The following is an 18,746-nucleotide window of genomic DNA, read 5'->3' as shown; positions in this document are numbered from 1 at the left end:
AAGTCGACTGGACACCGGTGACGGCTTGTTCAGTCGAACTCGTCCAGCACGAGGTCGTCGAGGTCGTCGGTGCGCGCGGCAGCTTCCGCCATGCGCTTCTGCGCCTCGTGCATGCGGGTACGGTACGCGACAAGGTCGGTTGCCGCAATCCGCCGGTCCCGAGCCCCGACGACATGGTGCGGGAGTGCACCGGAGTCGAGAATCTTGTACAGGTGCGTGCGGCTCATGCCGAGGACCTTGGCGGCTTCAGACGGGGTAAAAGTTCCGTCTTCGGTGACGACAAAAGCGTCGCGACCACCGCGGAGGGCGTGCGACAAGGTCTCCAGCGTGGAGCGCAGGGCGCCCGCCGGCAGTTTCTCGAAGGAGGCCTCGAGGATGTCGATCTCGGTAGTGGGCACGCTGGAGGCGTCGAGCTTAGGCATGGCAGTTGCCTCTGATCCTTATCGGACGTCGGGGGCCGCTGGTCAGGCGGCGGATGGCGGGGTGCGGCTGACGGGTACGTTCACCGTCGTCGGCGTGTGCGCATGGCCTAAGTGTCACACATGGCACGAAATGAGTCAATTCTGCGTCGTGAAGGGTCTGGGCGAAACCGTCGCCGGACGCGGTCTTCTTCTCGACGGGAACAGCGACGACGCCCCGGGGTAGACGCATGACGATCTCCCGCCAGTCCCCGCGTCATGACGAGGGACCCCCAAGAAACATCTATATGTCACATAGTGCGCGACTGGAATATTCCGTGCTAACATCATTTTCATGACAAGCGCCCGAGCCCGCGGTGAGCTTCTAGAAGCTCTACGCCTGTCGCGTGGGCTCACCCAGACGCAGGTCGCCCAGGTGACCGGGGTGTCCCAGGCTGCGCTGTCGAAGGTGGAGTCCGGCGACGCGGACCTCGACGCCGAGAGATGGGACCGCGTCGCCGATCTTCTGGGTGTGCCCGTGTCCGCGTTCTTCTCGGTCCGCTCGTCTGCGGCGCCAGCGCGCATCTTCCACCGCAAGCTGAAGTCGACACCCAAAGGCGCCGTGAAGAAGGTCGCCGCAGAGCTCGCTCTCGTGCGCCTGCGCGTGAGAGACCTGATGGGCGAACAGCGAACGACGCTGCAGACCCACGATCTGGAAGACGGCTTCGTCACCCCGCAGGAGGTCGCACACGAAGTCCGCCGTGAGCTCGGACTCGGAACCGCCCCTATCACCGACCTGGTGGGGATTCTCGAAGACGCCGGGGCCCTCGTCCTTCGCTGGCCGCTGGAGTCCATCCAGGTCGACGCCATCGCCTCCTGGCAGGACGGCGAGGTTCCGGTCATCCTCGTCGGTGAGCACGTGCCGCCCGACCGGCAGCGCTTCACGATGGCGCACGAACTCGGCCACGCCGTGATGCACGACACGGAGGCCAGCGCGGAGCAGGAGAAGGAGGCCGATGCCTTCGCCGCCGAATTCCTCGCCCCCGCGGCCGCGATCCGTAGAGAGTGGCCGAACCCGGTCACGCTCGATGCTCTCATCACGTTGAAGCGACGTTGGGGCATCTCCCTCGCCGCTCTCGTGCGGCGGGGCCTGGATGCGGACCTTCTCGATGAAGCGGCATACCGCAACTGGAACATTCAGCTCTCGACGACCGGCATGCACCGCCGGGAACCCGACCCCACCGAGCGGGAGAATCCCCGCGCTCTCAACTCCGCAATCCGTAGGTCCCTCGACGACGGCGCGAGCGTCGAAGAACTTGCAAGCCGTGCCTTCATGTACCCGCGCGAGTTCCAACTGACCTTCTTGCAGGAGCCATCATGATGTTCACTGTCATCGACAACCCCAGCACCGCCCCGTCTACCGCGTTCGTCGCACCGCGCCCCGTCGAGACCGGTGACGCTCTCGCGCTGCTGCCCAACCGCCAGTTCCATGTGTCCAACGTGAACGCGGCCGGCGAAGCGCCCCTGATCAACGCCAGCGCGGGCGGCCTCTTCCTCGTCGGTGATCGTGCACCGAAGACCATCGAGCAGATCCGCAGCGATAACCCGGGCCTGCCGCTGATCCTCGAGCCGCGAGCGATGCGGAAGTACTGGGCCACTGAGGACAAGCCGTTCCTACTCCCGGGTGGACTCTTCCAGTCGACTCTCGACGGCGAATTGGATTGGCAGCGCCTGGACAGCGACCTCGCCATCACTCCCACTGGCCAGATCCGCGTCGGGGACTCCGCGACACTGAAGGCTGCGCTGCGAGAGGCGAACAAGCTCGACCGCTCCGACATGATGCTGGCCCTGCCGATGGCCAGTGGCTGGATGAACAACGAGCAGCACGTGAAGCAGCTCATCGCCGTGATCAACCGCAGCCGTCACCCCGTGCTTCTCACCTTCACCAGCTCGAGCAACCCCGTGGGAAGCGCGCGACGCGCAAAGGCCTACCGCCGAATCTTCAAGGAAACCACCGCCCCCGTCGTCGCCTACCGCACGGACCTCGTCGGGTTCGACGCGGTCGCTCACGGCGCCCTAGCCTCCGCTATCGGCTCCTACCCGTCACTGCGCCGTCTCACCCCCGTTGGTGGACGCGGGTTCGCGATGGACCCCGAGGTGAAGTCGCCCCACATGCTCATCACCGACATGCTCCGCTTCGTCCGTTCCACACACATGCGGCGTATCTGGTTCGCATCCGCAGCTTCCATCCAGTGCTTCTGCGTCATCTGCCGCGGCGCGGACATCGACCGCCTTCACGGCGAGCCACACGAGCGCCGCCTCGGGCACAACCACAACGTCGTAACCATCGATCACCTCTACTCCTCCTACCGGGATCTCGATGAGGCAGGACGGCGCGCGCTCTGGGCACGTCAGACCGCTGGGGCCATCGACACGCACCCGCAGCTGGCCGCGCACATCAACCAGCCTGTCCCCGTCGACAACGTCCTGAAGGTGTGGGCGTCCGCGTCCTAGCCAAGGAGCTCGCGGAACTGGCCGTAGACCATCTCCGAGAACCGCCACCGGGCGGATGACCACCGCTGCGCGACGTACGTCGCCGGGGACAGCAGATGCTCGCCGCTGCTGAGCACCAGCCCGATCCCGTAGTGCGACGCTTCGGTGAGCTCGAATGAACTCGCCGAGCGCGATACACGAACCGTCCGCGGGCCGTAGCCCGCCCACCGGTGCGCGACAGAACATCCTCCACCCAACGTCGAAGACGTGATCTCGATGCTCACCACATCGACCACCGGCTGAGCGCGACGTTGCGCCCACAGGCCACCCTCCGGGTCAGCGAGCACCGACGCGACGAGCGCACCGTCCGCCTTGAGCAGCACACGCTCGAATCGTGTATCCACCGGGCCGAGCCGATCCTCCGGGAGAGACAGCAACGCGGCGAGGAGGAACTCGTCCCGGATCTCGCATTGTCCCGTCTTCACGCGCGACTCGTGCTCAGCCCAGTTCACCGCGTAGGTGACGGTGAGCTTCGAACGGTCAAACACGCCGTCGTGACGGTAGAGCGCCCCTGACTCCTGCACCACCTCAAGCATGCGAGAGCTCCTGAGCCGCGTCCCAGAAGGAGTGGTTGATGCGACGGTACCGCACGGGTTCCGTCCGAGTCTGGCGTTCTAGCCGTTCCATAAGTCCCACTCCCTCCAGTGCAATGAGGATACGCTGGACCGCCGACTGTCCGATCTCCAGCTGCTCTTGCAGGCTCTTGGAGTCCAGCGTCCCCGCTCCCGCACCGATAGCACCGGCAACGCTCAGCATATGGGTGTTGTTGAACAGCAGCTTCGACCTCGCCTCGATGCCCTCTCTCATCCCCGCAGTGTAACTCGTAACCTGCATTACAGGTTACATACAACCTTCAAAAGGCGTGGTGGCGGATGAGCGCGCAGCTCTTCCCTCTTCACACGGGGATCAACTTCGACTCGAGAAATCGCACCTTGAGCGACGTCTCAGCTCAGTCGACCAGCAGCGCGGGCTCCTCGAGCACGGCGGCGACGTCGGCGATGAAGCGGCTCATGCCGTCTCCGTCCACGACGCGGTGGTCGAAGGATCCGGCCACGGTGGTCACCCAGCGCGGGCGCACCTCGCCGTCGACGACCCACGGCTTCTGGCTGATCGTGCCCATGGCGACGATGCCGGCCTCGCCGGGGTTGATGATCGGGGTGCCCGCGTCCATCCCGAACACGCCGATGTTGGTGATCGTGATGGTGCCGCCCTGCTGCTCGGCGGGGGTGGTCTTGCCCTCGCGCGCGGTGGCGGTGAGGCGGTTCAGCGCACGGGCGAGGTCGCGCATGCCGAGGTCCTGCGCGTCCTTGATGTTCGGCACGAGCAGGCCGCGCGGCGTGGCTGCGGCGATCCCGAGGTTCACGTAGTGGCGCACCGCGATCTCGGCGCCGTCGGCCGTGTCGATCCAGGCGGCGTTGACCATCGGCGTGCGGCGCACGGCCCAGATCACGGCGCGCGCCATGATGAGCAGCGGCGACACCTTGACGTCGGCGAAGTCGGGCGAGGCCTTGAGCCGCTTGACGAGCTCCATCGTGCGCGAGGCGTCGACCTCCTTCCACACGGTCACATGCGGCGCGGAGTAGGCGCTCTGCACCATCGCCGAGGAGGTCGCCTTGCGGACGCCCTTGACCGGGATCGACTCGGTGCGGCTCTCGTCCGCACCGGCCCCCGAGCCCGTTGAAGGGCGGGCAGGCGAGAGCCCCCGCGCGAGGCCCACCGGCCCCGCCTGCGGCGCGGGCACGGTCTCCTCGCGCACGTCGCCCCACTCCGGGGTCTGGATGTTGCGGAACACACTCGCCTGCTCGGCGTGGCGCATCACGTCGTCGCGGGTGACCTCACCGTCCGCGCCGGTCGGGGCGACCTGGGTGAGGTCGACGCCGAGGTCGCGGGCGAGCTTGCGGATCGGCGGCTTCGCGATCACGCCGACCGTCGAGCGCACAGGGCGCTCTGCCGGGCGACGACGACGCGAGGTGGCCTCCGCGCCGGAGCCGTAGCCGACGAGGACGGATCCGGATCCCTCCTCCGCGGCCGGAGCCGCGGGTGCGGCGGCCGGAGCGGCAGGCTCGGCCGCGCCCGTCACGAACGTGATGATCGGGGTGCCGACGTCGATCGTCTTCCCCTCGGGCACGAGGAGCTCGCCGACCGTGCCGGCGTGCGGCGAGGGCAGCTCGACGAGCGACTTGGCGGTCTCGATCTCGCAGATCACGTCGTTGACGGCGACCGCATCGCCCGGGGCGACCCGCCACGTGACGATCTCGGCCTCGGTCAGTCCCTCGCCGACGTCCGGGAGGGTGAAGGTCTGGGTGCTCATGGTCGGGATCCTTTCACACGACGGCGGCGTCCTTCGTCTCGTCGCTGCGCTCCTCGCTCAGGAACCAGCACGGCTCCGGTTCCTGAGCGAGCGAAGCGAGACGAAGGACGCCCGACGACCGGACGAGACATCAGTAGGCCAGCGACCGGTCGACGGCCTCGAGGATCCGGTCCGGATCCGGCAGGTAGGTGCTCTCGAGCTTCGCGGGCGGGAACGGGGTGTCGTAGGCCGAGACCCGCAGCACCGGCGCCTCGAGGGCGTAGAACGCGCGCTCCATGACGGTCGCGGCGATCTCGCTGCCGAGACTCACGAAGCCCGGCGCCTCCTGCGCGTAGACCATGCGGCCGGTGGAGCGCACCGAGTCGAGCAGGGGCCCGTAGTCGACCGGCGACAGCGAGCGCAGGTCCACGACCTCGCAGCTCGTGCCCTCGGACTCGGCGAGCGCGGCCGCCTGCAGCAGCGTCGACACCATGGCGCCGTGCCCGACCAGGGTGACGTCGGATCCGCGGCGCACGATCCGCGAGGCGTGCAGCGGGAGCGCAGGGGCGGACAGGTCGACCTCGCCCTTGGGCCAGTACCGGCTCTTGGGCTCGAGGAAGATCACGGGATCGTTCGAGGCGATCGCCTCCTGGATCATCCAGTACGCGTCGTTCGGGGTCGACGGCGAGACAACGCGCAGCCCCGGGGTGTGCGCGAAGTACGTCTCCGGACTCTCCTGGTGGTGCTCGACCGCGCCGATGTGCCCGCCGTAGGGGATCCGGATCACGATCGGCATCGAGATCCGACCCTCATGGCGGGCCGTCATCTTCGCGAGCTGCGTCGTGATCTGGTCGAAGGCGGGGAAGACGAATCCGTCGAACTGGATCTCGATGACGGGACGGAACCCGCCCATCGCGAGGCCGATCGCGGTGCCGACGATGCCGGACTCGGCGAGCGGGGTGTCCAGCACCCGCTGCGGGCCGAAGTCGCGCTGCAGGTGCTCGGTGACGCGGAACACCCCGCCGAGGCTGCCGATGTCCTCGCCCATGAGGAGGACGCGCGGGTCGTCCTCCATCGCCTTGCGCAAGCCCGCGTTCAGGGCCTTGCTGAACGGCATCGTCTCGATGCCGGTGCTCGTCTCCACGGTGGTCATGCGCGGGGTCCCTTCACGTTTGCAGGACGATCGCAGGAATGGAGGACGGATCCGTCCCGAATCTCCTGCAGAGTGCGAATCATCCTCGATTCCGAGGCCCGGGCGGTCATGCACCGGCCTCGAACGAAGCCTCGTACTGCGCCTGCCACGCCTTCTGCTCCGCCATGAGCGGGTGCGGGTCGCTGTACACGTTGTCGAAGATCGCCTCGGCCGTCGGCGAGACGAGCTCGAGGGTGCGCACGCGCAGATCCTCGGCGGCGTCCGCGGCCTCGGTCTCGGCGTCGGCGAAGACGGATCCGGCGGCTCCCCGGTTCTCCAGGAACGCGCGCATGCGGGCGATCGGATCCCGCAGCGACCACTCCTGCTCCTCGTCGCTGCCCCGGTACTTCGTGGGGTCGTCGCTCGTGGTGTGCGCCCCCATCCGGTACGTGACGGCCTCGATCGCGCGCGGGCCGTCGCCGGTGCGCGCCTCGTCGAGCGCGCGGCGGGTCACGGCCCAGCTCGCGAGCACGTCGTTGCCGTCGACGCGGATCGACTCGATCCCGTAACCGGTGCCGCGCTGGACGAGCGGCACGCGGGACTGGGTCTTCACGGGCACCGAGATCGCCCAATGGTTGTTCTGCAGGAAGAACACCTCCGGGGTCTGGTAGCTCGCGGCGAACACCATCGCCTCGTGCACGTCGCCCTGGCTGGAGGCCCCGTCGCCGTAGTAGACCATCACGGCCTGATCGCGGTCGACGTCGCCGGTTCCGCACGTGCCGTCGAAGACGAGACCCATCGCGAGGCCCGTCGCGTGCAGGGTCTGCGAGCCGAGCACGAGGGTGTAGATGCGGGTGTTGCCGTTGCGGGGATCCGTCGGATCCCAGCCGCCGTTCGAGGTGCCGCGCATGAGCTTGATGATGTCGACCGGATCCACTCCGCGGATGCGGGTGACGGCATGCTCGCGGTAGGAGGGGAAGAGCGTGTCCTGCGGGCGGGCAGCGCGGGCGGATCCGACCTGGGCGGCCTCCTGCCCGCGACTCGGCGGCCACAGGGCGAGCTGGCCCTGACGCTGCAGGTTCGTGGCCTGGGTGTCGATCGCGCGGATCACGACCATGTCCCGGTAGAACTGCTCGAGGTCGCCGTCAGGCAAGGCCTCGATGAGGGGCAGATACTCCTCTGCGGCGAGGTTCGGGGCGAAGCGGCCGTCGGCATCGAGGACGCGGACGGTGGGGATATCGGCGTCAGTCACCTTGTCTACGCTAACCGAGGTTTCCGGCTTCGCAGTGGAGGGTGCGCACAAACGATCAGCGGCCCGCTGTGACGATCCCCACGGACGCATGCGGGTGCGCGGATATCCAGGTGTCCCACGTATTAATGCCAGGTCCCCCTAGCTTTTTACATGGGTGTCCTTGCATCGGAACGGGCCGACGACAGGCGTGCCGTGGGACGGATGCAGGATCCTGGCACGGATGCAGGACGGATCCGCCGGATCGGTCCTGCATCCGTGTCCTCGTCCTGCATTCGTACGCGCGCGGCGGGCGCGCAGGCGCAGGCGCGGCAGACGGCGGGGTCAGGCCTGCGCGGCGGCGACGGCGAGCACGCGGGGCAGCGATTCCGCCTCGCCGACCGAGATGCGGATCCCGTCGCCGGGGAACGCGCGCACGATGAGACCTGCCTCCTCGAAAGCCGCGGCCACGGCGACCGTCGCCTCGCCGGTGGGCAGCCAGACGAAGTTGCCCTGGGCGTCCGGAACGTCCCAGCCCTGTGCGCGCAGGCCCTCGACCAGTTCCGCGCGGCGCTCGACGATCACGGCGACGCGGGCGCGCAGCTCGTCCTCGGCGTCGAGGCTGGCGATCGCGGCACGTTCGGCGGCCGCGGTGACCGACAGCGGGATCGCGGTCGTGCGGGCCGCATCCAGCACGCGTGGATGCCCGATCGCGTAGCCGACGCGCAGGCCCGCGAGCCCGTACGCCTTGGAGAACGTGCGCAGCACCACGACGTTGGGGTGCGCCTCGAAGATGCGCTCGGCCAGGCCGTCGACGGCGCCGGGCGCGGTGACGAACTCGGCGTAGGCCTCGTCGAGCACGACCAGCACGTCCTGCGGCACCTTCTCGACGAACGCCGCGAACTCGGCGCTCGTGACGATCGGACCCGTCGGATTGTTGGGCGTGCACACGATCACCACGCGGGTCCGCTCGGTGATCGCGGCGGCCATCGCGTCGAGGTCGTGGCGGGCGTCCGCGGTGAGCCGTACCTGCACCCCAGTCGCCCCGGCCACGAGCGGCAGCCCGGGGTAGGCCTCGAACGAGCGCCACGCGTAGACGACCTCGTCGCCGACGGTCGCCGCCGCCAGCACGAGCTGGTACAGGATCGCGACGCTGCCGGAGGCGACGTGCACCGCATCGGGTGCGACGCCGTACCGCTCGCCGAGGCGCGCGCGCAGCGCACCCGCGGTCGCATCGGGATAGCGGTTCATCGGCGTCGCGTCGGAGAGCGCGGCGAGGACGGAGGGCAGCGGATCGAACGGGTTCTCGTTGCTGGACAGCTTGAACGCGTCGGCACCGGCCTGCTTGCCCTGGCGGTACGGCGGAAGGGCCGCGATCTCTTCACGGATGCGGGGCAGGATCTCTTCGCTCACGCGTCGAGTCTAGATCCGCGCCCCGGCGCTGTTCCGGCCCAGCGCCCCACGCTGTTCCAGCCGGAGTCCGGCGCGGTGAGCGCGACAGCGGATCCGCCCCGGCGCCCGCGACGGCGGTTCCGCCTCGCTACGAACCCCGGCGGATTCCTGGGCGGATCCCGGGTGCGGATGCGACAATCGGCACCATGAGGTTCCTCATCCGCGTCATCGTGAACGCTTTCGCCATCTGGGTCGTGAGCCTGATCACGGTCCTGGAGGTCTCGGTCATCCCCTATCCGCCGGGCGGCATGGTCCCCCTGCTCGTCACGCTGCTCGCGATCGGCGCCGTCTTCGCGATCGTGAACACGATCGTCGGCACCGTGGTGAAGATCGTGGCGATCCCGCTGTACATCCTCACGCTCGGCCTGATCTCGCTCGTGATCAACGGCTTCCTGCTCTGGCTCACTGCCTGGATCACCGGATTCTGGGGCTGGGGCCTGGTGCTCGGCGGCTTCGGCTGGACGATCGTCGCCGCCTTCCTCATCGCCGTCATCAACGCGGTCTTCAATGCGATCCTTCGCCCGCAGCGGCAGCGCGACCGCGATCGCTGAAACCCTCTCGCGGGCGTTCCTCCTCATCCGGTGATCCGCCGGGCGGTGTAGTCGGTCGACGTCATCGACGTCGCCGTATCGAGCACCGCGAAGTGCTCGGCGATCCTCGCCATCCGCACATCCCCCGAAGCCTCGGCGCGGCGCACGGTCTCGACGTAGCCGTCGAGCAGGTGCGCGGGGATCTGCGGATCCATCCCATGGCCTGGTGCGACCGTGCGACGGATGACCAGGCTGTCGGACGAGCCCGTGCCGTTCGGGCTGCCGCCGCCCGCGAGGCCGGCGACCGGATCGTCGGTATGCCGGACGGCGACGCTCAGCACGTCGTCCGGCAGCACGGGTTCGATCGGGGATCCCACGGTGACGACGCCCTGCACGTCGAACTCGCCGGACTGCGCGATCAGGCCCGCGATCATCCCGCCCTGCGAGTACCCCACCAGATCCACCGGAGTGTCCGCTCCGGCGCCGGCATCGCGCAGCGCCTCGGCGACGGCCCGGTAGGAGTCGGCCTCGGCGTGCTCGGAGTACATCCGCAGATTCGAGGCGTACGACCACGGCTCTCCGGCGGACCCGCCACGGGTGCCGTCGATGTAGGCCACGAAGCGCTGCGCGCCGTCGTCCATCCGATAGGTCTCGACCCGCACCTGCGGTGACCGCCCGTACGGGATGCGCGACACCGCCCCCGCGAGCGTCGACGGTCCGGCCGGGATCGCGGCGGCGGGTCCGCGGTGGATCACCACGTCCCCCGGCCGGGGTCCGACGCCCGCCGGGCTCCGCGCATCCGCCCTCAGGACGACGCCGGGCGCGGGCGCGAGCGGCACCGGGCGCACCACGCCGTTCTCGGCCGCGACGGAGGTCATGAGGCGCTGCCCGCCCTCTGCCCACACCCGCGCATTCCACCCGAGCAGGCTCTGGAGCAGGAACAGCGCGGGACTGAGCCCGAGCAGCAGCGCGGTGCCCGGCGCCCCGGGCACCGGCCCCGGCTCCTCCCCCGGGACGAAGCCCTCGGTGACGCCCCGCCGCCAGCTCTGCTGCAGCCGCTCATCGAGAGCGGACAGTCTCGCGTCACCGGCCAGCAGCCGCTCCTCGCGGCGGCGGAGATCGCGGGCGGTCGCGACGTCGCCCGCGCCGAGCATGGCCTGCCGTGCGCGCAGATCGGCCAGCTCGTACACATCCGCCATCGTGCCGACCCCGGCGGCGAGCCGCTCCAGCATGTCCTCCACGTTCCGGAGCTGCGCCGCGGCCGACCACAGCGCGGGGATCCCCGGAGCGAGAGGGACGTCGTCGACGAGACCGGGGATCGCGAGCAGATCCTCCCGCGCGCATGCGACCACCCATGCTTCGGCGCGTACCCGGCCCGCCGTCGTCCGCAGCAGGTCCGGATCGACCGCGATCACCCCGCCGTGCGAGATCTCGATCTCATCGGCCATCCGCGCTCACCGCACCCGCAGCGCCGACTCGATCGACGGCAACGACTCGACAGCCACGGCGAGCGCCCGCCGCTGGGCATCGAGCTCCCGCTGCACGAACTCGACGCTCTTCGAGCGCCATCCGCAGTCCGCTTCGATCGCACGCAGCGCGACGGCGGCCGCCTCGATGCGCTCGCGGGCGCTTTCGCAGCGGAGCAGAGCCTCGGCGAGCCGCCAGGATCCCGGTCCGGCGGCCGGTGCGATGGTGATCATGACCGCCAGCCTGCCGACCGGCGGAGGCCCGTGGAGGCCGCGTCGCGCAACCCGTGCGCAGCAGGGACACGCCCCGCCTTGTGGAGGACGAACCCTGCCGCGCAACACGGAATCCGGCCCCACGGCAGGATTCCGCGCGTGAGGCGGGAATCGACGCGCGGGGCGGCGGATCCGGTGCGGCACAATGGAGAGATGACCGAGTCGGATCCGTTCCGCGTCATCTTCGTGTGCACGGGGAACATCTGCCGGTCCCCGATGGCGGAGGTGGTCTTCCGCGACATCGCCGCGAAGCAGGGTCTCGGCGACCGGATCGTCTCGACGAGCGCCGGCACGGGCGACTGGCACGTGGGCGAGCAGGCCGACAGTCGCACCATCGACGCCCTCGCCCGCCGCGGCTACGACGGGACCAAGCACCGCGCGCGCCAGTTCACCTACGACTCCTTCACCGGGAGCGACCTCGTCGTGGCCCTGGACCGCACGCACGAGCGGATCCTGAAGCAGTGGGCGCGCGACGAGTCGGAGGAGGGCAAGGTGACCCTGCTGCTCTCGTTCGAGCACAACCCGTCCGTGCTGGACGTGCCGGACCCCTACTACGCCGACGCCCGGGTGTTCGATGAGGTGCTCGGTATGATCGAGAGCGCGAGCCACGGCCTCTTCCGTCAGCTCGAACCCGCCATCCGACCGTCACGTCCGTGACACCGGCGGTCCGGATCCACGACTCTTCCCGGAGGACCCCCGTGACCGCCTCGCTTCCCGTGCAGCCCCTCAGCCCGCTCGACGGACGCTACCGCGCTGCGGTCGCCCCTCTCGCCGACTACCTCTCCGAGGCCGGGCTCAACCGCGCCCGCGTCGAGGTCGAGGTGGAGTGGCTGATCGCGCTCACCGACCGCTCGCTGTTCGGCACCGCACCGCTCGCCGACGCCGACAAGGAGCGCCTGCGGGGCCTCTACCGCGACTTCGGCCAGGCCGAGATCGACTGGCTCGCCGAGAAGGAGGCGGCGACCCGCCACGACGTGAAGGCCGTGGAGTACCTCGTCCGCGACCGCCTGTCGGCGCTCGGCCTCGACGCGATCGCCGAGCTCACGCACTTCGCCTGCACGAGCGAGGACATCAACTCCGCCTCCTACGCGCTGACCGTCAAGCGCGCGGTCGAGCGCGTGTGGCTGCCCGCCCTGCAGGACGTGATCGCCAAGCTCCGCGAGCTCGCGATCGAGCACGCCGACGCCGCGATGCTGTCGCGCACGCACGGCCAGCCCGCGACGCCTTCCACCATGGGCAAGGAGCTCGCGGTGTTCGCGTGGCGCCTGGAGCGCGTGGTCACGCGGATCGAGGGCTCCGAGTACCTCGCGAAGTTCTCCGGCGCGACCGGCACGTGGTCGGCGCACCTCGCCGCCGAGCCCGACGCCGACTGGCCCCGCATCGCCCGCGAGTACATCGAGGGCCTCGGGATCGACTTCAACATCCTCACCACGCAGATCGAGTCGCACGACTGGCAGGTCGAGCTGTACGACCACGTCCGTCACGCGGGCGGGATCCTGCACAACCTCGCGACCGACATCTGGACCTACATCTCGCTCGGCTACTTCGCCCAGATCCCCGTCGCGGGCGCGACCGGATCCTCGACCATGCCGCACAAGATCAACCCGATCCGCTTCGAGAACGCCGAGGCGAACCTCGAGCTCTCGGCCGCGCTGCTCGGATCGCTGTCGCAGACTCTCGTCACGAGCCGCCTGCAGCGCGACCTCACCGACTCGACCACGCAGCGCAACATCGGCGTCGCGTTCGGGCACTCGCTGCTGGCGCTGGACAACCTGCGCCGCGGCCTCAACGAGATCTCGCTCTCGCGCGACGTGCTGCTCGCCGACCTCGACACGAACTGGGAGGTGCTCGGCGAGGCGATCCAGACGGCGATCCGCGCCGAGGTCGTCGCGGGGCGCTCCACGATCCAGGATCCGTATGCGCTGCTGAAGGAGCTCACCCGCGGTCACCGCGTGGGCGCCGCGGAGCTCGCCGAGTTCGTGCAGGGACTGGAGATCGGCGACGCCGCGAAGCAGCGCCTGCTGGCCCTGACCCCGGCGACCTACGTGGGGCTCGCGGAGACGCTCGCGAAGTAGCCGCTCCACGGGCGCACCCGGCCGCGGATATTCCGCAGGACGATTGCACTTCTGCAGGACAGGATCCGCCGGATCCTCCTGCGGAGTTGCAATCGTCCTCCAGACGGGCAGCGCCCGCCGGCCCGGGGGAGCCCGCGCGGAAGGGCGCAGCGCGCCCGCCGGGGGGCCTCAGGCGTGGTCGCCTGCGCGATCCTTCGGCATCGCGAAGACGGCGACCAGCACGAGCGCCGCCGTCACGGCCGCCGCGATGAACACCCACGTCGAGGCGCGCACGACCGTGGCCGGATCCCCCGATCCACCGCCGGAGGCCATGACGGCGTTCGAGATCGCGCCGAACACGGCCACGCCCACGGCGCTGCCCGCCGACCGCGCGAACGTGTTCATGCCGGTCACCGCGCCGCGCTCGCCCCAGCCGACCGAGGCCTGCGCGACGATGAGGGTGGGCGCCGCCGTCCAGCCCAGGCCGAAGCCGATCACGAAGGCGACCGCGGCGAGCGTGTACGCGTTCGGATACGGCCCGACGAGCGCCAGCCCGATCGACCCCAGCGTCGCGATCGACGCCCCGATCAGCGCCGTGAAGCGGAACCCGCGCCGCAGGTACAGCCGCCCCGCGTTGGCGGCGGAGAGCGGCCACCCCAGCGTGAGCGCCGCCACGGCGAGCCCCGCGAGCAGCGGCGGCACGGCGATCGCGCCCTGCAGGTAGGCCGGCGCGAAGCTCGTGATGCCCGTCAGCAGCGCGCCGATCGCGAGGGACGCGAGTGTCGTGGTGAGGATGAGGCGCCCCGAGATCAGCCGCAGGTCGATGATCGGCTCGGCCGCCCGGCGCTCCACGAGCGCGAAGGCGACCAGGGCGATGGTCCCGCCGGCGAAGCAGGCCAGACTCGGCGCCGACTGCCAGGCCCAGGCGTTCCCGCCCTCGAGCACGCCCACGATGATCGCGGTGAGTCCGATCGTCAGCAGCACGGCGCCCGCGTAGTCGATCCGATGCCGGCGCTTCTCGATCTGCTCGTGGAAGTGCCGCAGCAGCATCCATGCCGCGATCAGGCACAGCGGGATGTTGATGAAGAAGATCAGCCGCCAGGCGTCGAACTGCGCGAACACTCCGCCCAGCGCGGGTCCCACCACAGAGGACAGCGCCCAGACGCTCGCGATGTACCCCTGCACGACCGCCCGCTCGGACAGCGTGTAGATGTCACCCACGATGGTCGCGACCATCGGACCCACGGCTCCCGCGCCCAGGCCCTGCAGCAGGCGGAAGAGGATGAGAGAGGGCATGCTCCACGCCAGTCCGCACAGGATGGATCCGAGAAGGAACAGCGCGATTCCGATCAGCACGATCGGTTTGCGGCCGACCGTGTCCGCGAGCTTGGAGTAGATCGGCACGCTCACGGCCTGCGCGAGCAGGTAGATCGAGAACAGCCAGGGGAACTGCTGGTAGCTGCCGAGGTCGCGCACCACGCTCGGGACGGCTGTGGCGAGGATCGTGGCGTCCATCGCGATGAGACCCATCGCGAGCATGAGCGAGAGCAGCACCGGCCCGCGCTCGGAGCGGAAGCCCACGGAGGCGCGATCGATCGTCATGCTCACCCTCGTGACAAGCCGTGCGGACGGCGGGCTATTCCCGATCCCCGTCGCGCGGGAGGGGGATCCGGCCCTGGGCGCCCCCCTTCTGAAGGACGTCGGCAGCTTCTGAGGACGGATCCTCGGATCCTGTCCTGCAGAGATGCAAGGATCCTTCAGAGTTGCCCGTCAGGACGCAGAGGGCGCCCCGGATGCGGGGGCGTCGTCGTCGCCGTTCGACGGGTCGGCTGCGGTCGTCTCCGCACCTGCCGCGTCGGCCGCGGCGGCGGCTCCGATCGTTCCGGCGCTCGCGGCATCCGCGGAATCGTCGACGTCGTCGTACAGCACCGGGCGGTCGTGCTGCTTCGTGAAGTCCGACGGGTCGACGGCCAGGATCAGGATCGACAAGATCAGCAGGGCGGCGATGAAGATCCCGCCCGTCACGATGAACGCGAGATTCCACGGCGGGATGGTGCCGTAGGTGCCCTTGTCGACCATGCGCATCACCTTGTCGGTGAACGCGCCCGTGGCGATCAGCGTCACGACACCGGCGAAGAGGCCGCACAGCAGTGACAGGCCGACCAGCTGCAACGGTCGGAGCAGATCCCTGCGCCTGGTCTTCTCGGTCATGCGGATCCTTCGTTCGCGGCCGGCACCGTGCCGGCGGTGTCGGTGTCGGTGTCAGTGGCACGGGCTCGGGGACTGAACCCGGCGATGCCGAGGAAGACCGCGACGACGGCGGCGTAGGCGCCGAAGATCCCGACGGCCAGGGTGATCCCGGTCAGCGTGAACGAGCCGGCCTCGGCGATGGAGTAGTTGAGCGCATAGGTCGTCGGCACGCACAGCAGACCGACGGCGAGGGCAAGACCCAGGGATCCGATCAGGATCGCGTCGCGGGCGCCGTCGGCGACGACGGCCGGCGCGGCCCCGGCGCGGGCCTGGCGGCGGGCGCGGATCCCGGCGAGGAGCTCGACGAGCCCGCTGAGCGCTCCCCACGTGATCACGACGACGAAGAACATCGGCGTGGTGCGCCAGGCGGGAATGCTGCCGGCCATGCCGGTGAGGATCGCGATGGCTGCAAGCAGCACGGACGGCCAGCGCCACCCCGCGGGAACGACGAGCCACGCGGCGAGGATATGGATCAGGGCGGTGACCAGGGCGAATCCGCTGAACACCGCAAGCCCCACGAACGCGGAGTGGTCCGCGGAGAAGGTGATCATGAGTGCCGCGACCGCGGCGAAGGCGGCGCGCGCGAGCTGCGCATGGCGCAGCGGGAACGTGCGGGTGGCGGGCATGACGGATCCTCGGGTCCCTGTGCTTCGAACCCCTCGAGCGGCCTCAGGGACCAGGCCTCAGCAACCGCTTCGACGGGTTCTCCGGCCGCCCCGATGGGCGGGCGGACCCTGCCAGTCTACGCGCGGGATCCTAGGCGCCCGCTCGGGACATCGGCCCTCGCAAACGCGGAGGCCGCGATCGGCAAGGCGGGCGCCCGCCGATCGCGGCCTCGGATGGCGTCTGGCTCAGGCGTTCGAGCGCGCCTCGGTGATCTCAGCCGAGGAACCGGTGCTGTCGAGCTTCCAGGCGCCGTCCCGCACGATGAGGGCGAGGGCAGCCTGATCGCCGCCGGCGGTCGCGGTGACGCGGCCGGCCGTGTCACCGCCGATGAAGGTGGACGCGTCGATGCGGAAGTCGGAGGCGAACGACACGGCGGCCACCGCGGCTGCCGTCGGTTCCACACCGGGTGCGAACGCAACCGCCGAGAGGAACGTGGTCAGGTCGCTCTGAGCGACCGCCGCGACGATCTCATCGGCGCGCTGCTGCGTGAAAGTGCTGGTCATGGGAGAGTCCATTCCGTTCGTGTCTTGCGCGGGCTCAGCGGCCGCAGTAGCCGACGAGGATGCCGAAGAGCGAGACGCCGAGCAGAGTCTGGCTCGCCGCGTCGTCGGCGTGATTGGTATTCGCGTTGCCGATGATGGTGCCCACCGACATCGTGTAGGAGCGCAGCACCTGCGCCGATGCGAACCCGGTCACCTGGAGCGTGGCGGAGCTGCCGGCAGGGATGGCCTGGTTCAGGGTGAAGATCGCGCTGTCCGAGCTCAGGATGTTGAGCACTCCGAGCCCGTTGGTGTCGCCGAAGGTCAGGTTGGCGATACCCGTTCCGGTGAGCAGGAATGTGGATCCCGCCTGGATCGGCGCGCCCACGGCGGTGATCGTGAACTGCGGGAACGACTGCCCGATGCCCAGGATGTTGATGCCGTAGCAGGACGATGTCACGATGACGTTCTGCTGCGCCGGAGGCACCGAAGCCGCGGCAAGCGGGACGGCGGTCGCCACCGCGATCGCCGGGATCGACCAGGCGGCGGATTTGATTACGGTTCGGCGGGTGTGTCCCCGGGCCGTCGTGCTCTTCTCGTCAATCATTCGTATTTTCCCTCAGTGTGTGATCAGCGCTCCCCTGGGGGCGCGACCGGCAGCACACCGGGCTCTTCGCACACAGCGATGAGCGTCACGAAGACGTCTTCCCCCTGGGACGCCCGCATGGGCGAGACTTGCGCAGCGCCGCTCCCACAGCGGCGCCTCTGCGAGTCTCGACGAACGCGCGCCCACCGCGCGGGGCTGCGACGTGCAAAGGCGGAAATCCGTCGCGATATCGATGCTGACGTCGACCGAGCACCCCTGCCGGCCTCCGGCAGAGCCGTCAGGCGGGCACCATCGTCAGAGGCTCAGGGCCGAGGACCCCGCCGGATCCGGATCCTCGGCCGTGCGGCCGTCTTTCCGCCGCGGCTGCAGTTCGCTGAGCAGGGTGCCCGCGATGATGAGGGCCGCACCGAGGATCGCGAGCGGCGGGATCCGCTCCCCCGCGATGCGTCCGACCACCCCGGCCCACACGGGTTCGCCGGTGTAGATGATGGTGGCGCGGGTCGCGGAGACCGAGCGCTGGGCCCAGTTCATGGTGAGCTGGATCAGGCCGCTCGCCAGGCCCATGCCGAGTCCGGCGATCAGCCAGACCGGGTCGAAGGCGGGGACGCTCTCGCCCACGGCGGGCATCGTCGCGAACCCCAGCAGCGACGCGGTGAGCAGCTGCACGACGGTCAGCCGGCCCACATCGAATCGTCTGCCGAAGAGGCTGATCAGGATGATCTCGCCCGCGATCGGCAGTGTGCTGATGAGCGTGAGGATCTCGCCCTCGCCGAGCCGGATCCCGCGGGATCCGATGCCCGCGACCAGCAGCAGGCCGACGAAGGCGAGGCCCGCGCCGGCGAGGGTGAGCGCGCGCGGCGGCTTGCGCAGCACGAGCCACTGCAGCAGCGGCACGAGCGGCACGTAGAACGCGGTCATGAACGCACTGGTGCTGGAGTCGATCGTCTGCAGGCCCGCGGTCTGCAGTCCGTAGCCGCCGTAGATCGCGGCGCCGATGGCCGCGCCGGCGCCGATCTCGCGCCAGGTCATGCCGCGCAGCGAGCGCCAGAAGATCGCCGCGGCGAACAGCCCTGCGGCGAGGAACCGGAACCCGACGAAGAACCACGGTCCGGAGTGCTGCATCGCGGTGTGCACGACGAGAAAGGTGCCGCCCCAGATGATGGTGATCCCGACGAGGGCCCATTCCGGAACGGAAAGCCCCAGGACGCGGCGGGAGGCGGGCTGGTTCACGGGACTACGTTACGCGGTTCCCGCGCCGCTCGGTCGCGTTCCCGGGGAGGCCGAGCACCCGGGCATCGCGTTCCGGGGTCGTCGAGCGAGGACGGCGAAGCCGACCATCCCCCGGGGTCGTCGAGCGAGGACGGCGAA

The 18,746-nt window shown here is 69.7% G+C and carries 20 protein-coding genes and 1 pseudogene; 6 read left to right on the top strand and 15 right to left on the bottom strand.

What is annotated here, in order from left to right; genetic code table 11:
- Window positions 1-29: 29 nt before the first annotated feature.
- Window positions 30-422, bottom strand: a complete 393-nt coding sequence (locus ACFC1J_RS10525; protein WP_375905208.1) for a helix-turn-helix domain-containing protein — start codon at window positions 420-422, stop codon at window positions 30-32.
- Window positions 423-753: 331 nt separating this feature from the next.
- On the opposite strand from ACFC1J_RS10525, the pseudogene ACFC1J_RS10520 reads away from it, so the two are divergent.
- The 3 genes and pseudogenes from ACFC1J_RS10520 to ACFC1J_RS10510 form a co-directional block, all read left to right on the top strand.
- Window positions 754-930 (top strand): annotated as a pseudogene (locus ACFC1J_RS10520) (helix-turn-helix domain-containing protein); the annotation flags it as partial.
- 120 nt (window positions 931-1,050) lie between these two features.
- Window positions 1,051-1,779, top strand: coding sequence for an ImmA/IrrE family metallo-endopeptidase (locus tag ACFC1J_RS10515; protein ID WP_375905292.1), 729 nt, complete (start codon window positions 1,051-1,053; stop codon window positions 1,777-1,779).
- Window positions 1,776-2,912, top strand: a complete 1,137-nt coding sequence (locus ACFC1J_RS10510; RefSeq protein WP_375905206.1) for a hypothetical protein — start codon at window positions 1,776-1,778, stop codon at window positions 2,910-2,912. Before ACFC1J_RS10515 ends, ACFC1J_RS10510 begins: the two co-directional genes overlap by 4 nt.
- Here ACFC1J_RS10510 and ACFC1J_RS10505 read toward each other — a convergent pair.
- The 6 genes from ACFC1J_RS10505 to ACFC1J_RS10480 form a co-directional block, all read right to left on the bottom strand.
- On the bottom strand, window positions 2,909-3,487 hold the full coding sequence (locus tag ACFC1J_RS10505; protein ID WP_375905203.1) for a hypothetical protein: 579 nt from the start codon (window positions 3,485-3,487) through the stop codon (window positions 2,909-2,911). The genes ACFC1J_RS10510 and ACFC1J_RS10505 overlap by 4 nt on opposite strands.
- A complete protein-coding gene (locus ACFC1J_RS10500) occupies window positions 3,480-3,758 on the bottom strand; it encodes a hypothetical protein (protein WP_375905200.1) in 279 nt (92 codons plus the stop codon). Before ACFC1J_RS10500 ends, ACFC1J_RS10505 begins: the two co-directional genes overlap by 8 nt.
- Window positions 3,759-3,900: 142 nt before the next feature.
- Window positions 3,901-5,262 carry a dihydrolipoamide acetyltransferase family protein gene (locus ACFC1J_RS10495; RefSeq protein WP_375905197.1) on the bottom strand — a complete coding sequence of 454 codons (1,362 nt, stop codon included), beginning with the start codon at window positions 5,260-5,262 and terminating at the stop codon, window positions 3,901-3,903.
- Window positions 5,263-5,392: 130 nt separating this feature from the next.
- On the bottom strand, window positions 5,393-6,394 hold the full coding sequence (locus ACFC1J_RS10490) for an alpha-ketoacid dehydrogenase subunit beta (protein WP_375905193.1): 1,002 nt from the start codon (window positions 6,392-6,394) through the stop codon (window positions 5,393-5,395).
- A gap of 106 nt (window positions 6,395-6,500) precedes the next feature.
- Window positions 6,501-7,625 carry a thiamine pyrophosphate-dependent dehydrogenase E1 component subunit alpha gene (locus tag ACFC1J_RS10485; RefSeq protein ID WP_375905190.1) on the bottom strand — a complete coding sequence of 375 codons (1,125 nt, stop codon included), beginning with the start codon at window positions 7,623-7,625 and terminating at the stop codon, window positions 6,501-6,503.
- 321 nt (window positions 7,626-7,946) lie between these two features.
- The gene (locus tag ACFC1J_RS10480; protein WP_375905187.1) at window positions 7,947-9,014 is read right to left on the bottom strand and encodes a histidinol-phosphate transaminase; all 1,068 of its coding nucleotides are present in this window, start codon (window positions 9,012-9,014) and stop codon (window positions 7,947-7,949) included.
- A 185-nt stretch (window positions 9,015-9,199) separates the two neighbouring features.
- Here ACFC1J_RS10480 and ACFC1J_RS10475 point away from each other — a divergent pair, with 185 nt between their 5' ends.
- The gene (locus ACFC1J_RS10475) at window positions 9,200-9,604 is read left to right on the top strand and encodes a phage holin family protein (protein WP_375905184.1); all 405 of its coding nucleotides are present in this window, start codon (window positions 9,200-9,202) and stop codon (window positions 9,602-9,604) included.
- Between the two features lie 23 nt (window positions 9,605-9,627).
- Here ACFC1J_RS10475 and ACFC1J_RS10470 read toward each other — a convergent pair whose 3' ends face one another.
- Both ACFC1J_RS10470 and ACFC1J_RS10465 read right to left on the bottom strand, forming a co-directional pair.
- A complete protein-coding gene (locus tag ACFC1J_RS10470) occupies window positions 9,628-11,031 on the bottom strand; it encodes a hypothetical protein (RefSeq protein ID WP_375905181.1) in 1,404 nt (467 codons plus the stop codon).
- Between the two features lie 6 nt (window positions 11,032-11,037).
- Entirely contained in the window at window positions 11,038-11,283 is a 246-nt protein-coding gene (locus ACFC1J_RS10465) for a hypothetical protein (RefSeq protein ID WP_375905179.1), read from the bottom strand.
- A gap of 192 nt (window positions 11,284-11,475) precedes the next feature.
- Between ACFC1J_RS10465 and ACFC1J_RS10460 the strand changes: the two genes are divergently transcribed.
- Both ACFC1J_RS10460 and purB read left to right on the top strand, forming a co-directional pair.
- Complete coding sequence (locus ACFC1J_RS10460; protein ID WP_375905176.1) at window positions 11,476-11,979, top strand: low molecular weight protein-tyrosine-phosphatase; 504 nt, start codon at window positions 11,476-11,478, stop codon at window positions 11,977-11,979.
- Between the two features lie 41 nt (window positions 11,980-12,020).
- The gene (gene purB / locus ACFC1J_RS10455; RefSeq protein WP_375905173.1) at window positions 12,021-13,397 is read left to right on the top strand and encodes an adenylosuccinate lyase; all 1,377 of its coding nucleotides are present in this window, start codon (window positions 12,021-12,023) and stop codon (window positions 13,395-13,397) included.
- A gap of 168 nt (window positions 13,398-13,565) precedes the next feature.
- Here purB and ACFC1J_RS10450 read toward each other — a convergent pair whose 3' ends face one another.
- The 6 genes from ACFC1J_RS10450 to ACFC1J_RS10425 all read right to left on the bottom strand — a co-directional run bounded on the left by ACFC1J_RS10450 (window position 13,566) and on the right by ACFC1J_RS10425 (window position 18,608).
- Complete coding sequence (locus tag ACFC1J_RS10450; protein ID WP_375905170.1) at window positions 13,566-14,978, bottom strand: MFS transporter; 1,413 nt, start codon at window positions 14,976-14,978, stop codon at window positions 13,566-13,568.
- Between the two features lie 168 nt (window positions 14,979-15,146).
- Window positions 15,147-15,587 (bottom strand): hypothetical protein, encoded by a 441-nt coding sequence (locus ACFC1J_RS10445; protein ID WP_375905168.1) that lies wholly within the window; start codon window positions 15,585-15,587, stop codon window positions 15,147-15,149.
- On the bottom strand, window positions 15,584-16,252 hold the full coding sequence (locus ACFC1J_RS10440) for an acyl-CoA synthetase (protein WP_375905165.1): 669 nt from the start codon (window positions 16,250-16,252) through the stop codon (window positions 15,584-15,586). The genes ACFC1J_RS10445 and ACFC1J_RS10440 overlap by 4 nt, the downstream gene beginning before the upstream one ends.
- Window positions 16,253-16,477: 225 nt before the next feature.
- On the bottom strand, window positions 16,478-16,795 hold the full coding sequence (locus tag ACFC1J_RS10435; RefSeq protein WP_375905163.1) for a hypothetical protein: 318 nt from the start codon (window positions 16,793-16,795) through the stop codon (window positions 16,478-16,480).
- A gap of 34 nt (window positions 16,796-16,829) precedes the next feature.
- The gene (locus ACFC1J_RS10430; protein ID WP_375905160.1) at window positions 16,830-17,291 is read right to left on the bottom strand and encodes a hypothetical protein; all 462 of its coding nucleotides are present in this window, start codon (window positions 17,289-17,291) and stop codon (window positions 16,830-16,832) included.
- A 381-nt stretch (window positions 17,292-17,672) separates the two neighbouring features.
- On the bottom strand, window positions 17,673-18,608 hold the full coding sequence (locus ACFC1J_RS10425; protein WP_375905157.1) for a DMT family transporter: 936 nt from the start codon (window positions 18,606-18,608) through the stop codon (window positions 17,673-17,675).
- Window positions 18,609-18,746: the final 138 nt, after the last annotated feature.

This window comes from Microbacterium sp. NPDC056052 (genome assembly GCF_042266785.1).
Taxonomy (GTDB): Bacteria; Actinomycetota; Actinomycetes; order Actinomycetales; family Microbacteriaceae; genus Microbacterium.
The sequence above is the reverse complement of the archived record's forward strand: the minus strand, read 5'-3'. Positions and strand labels throughout refer to the sequence as shown.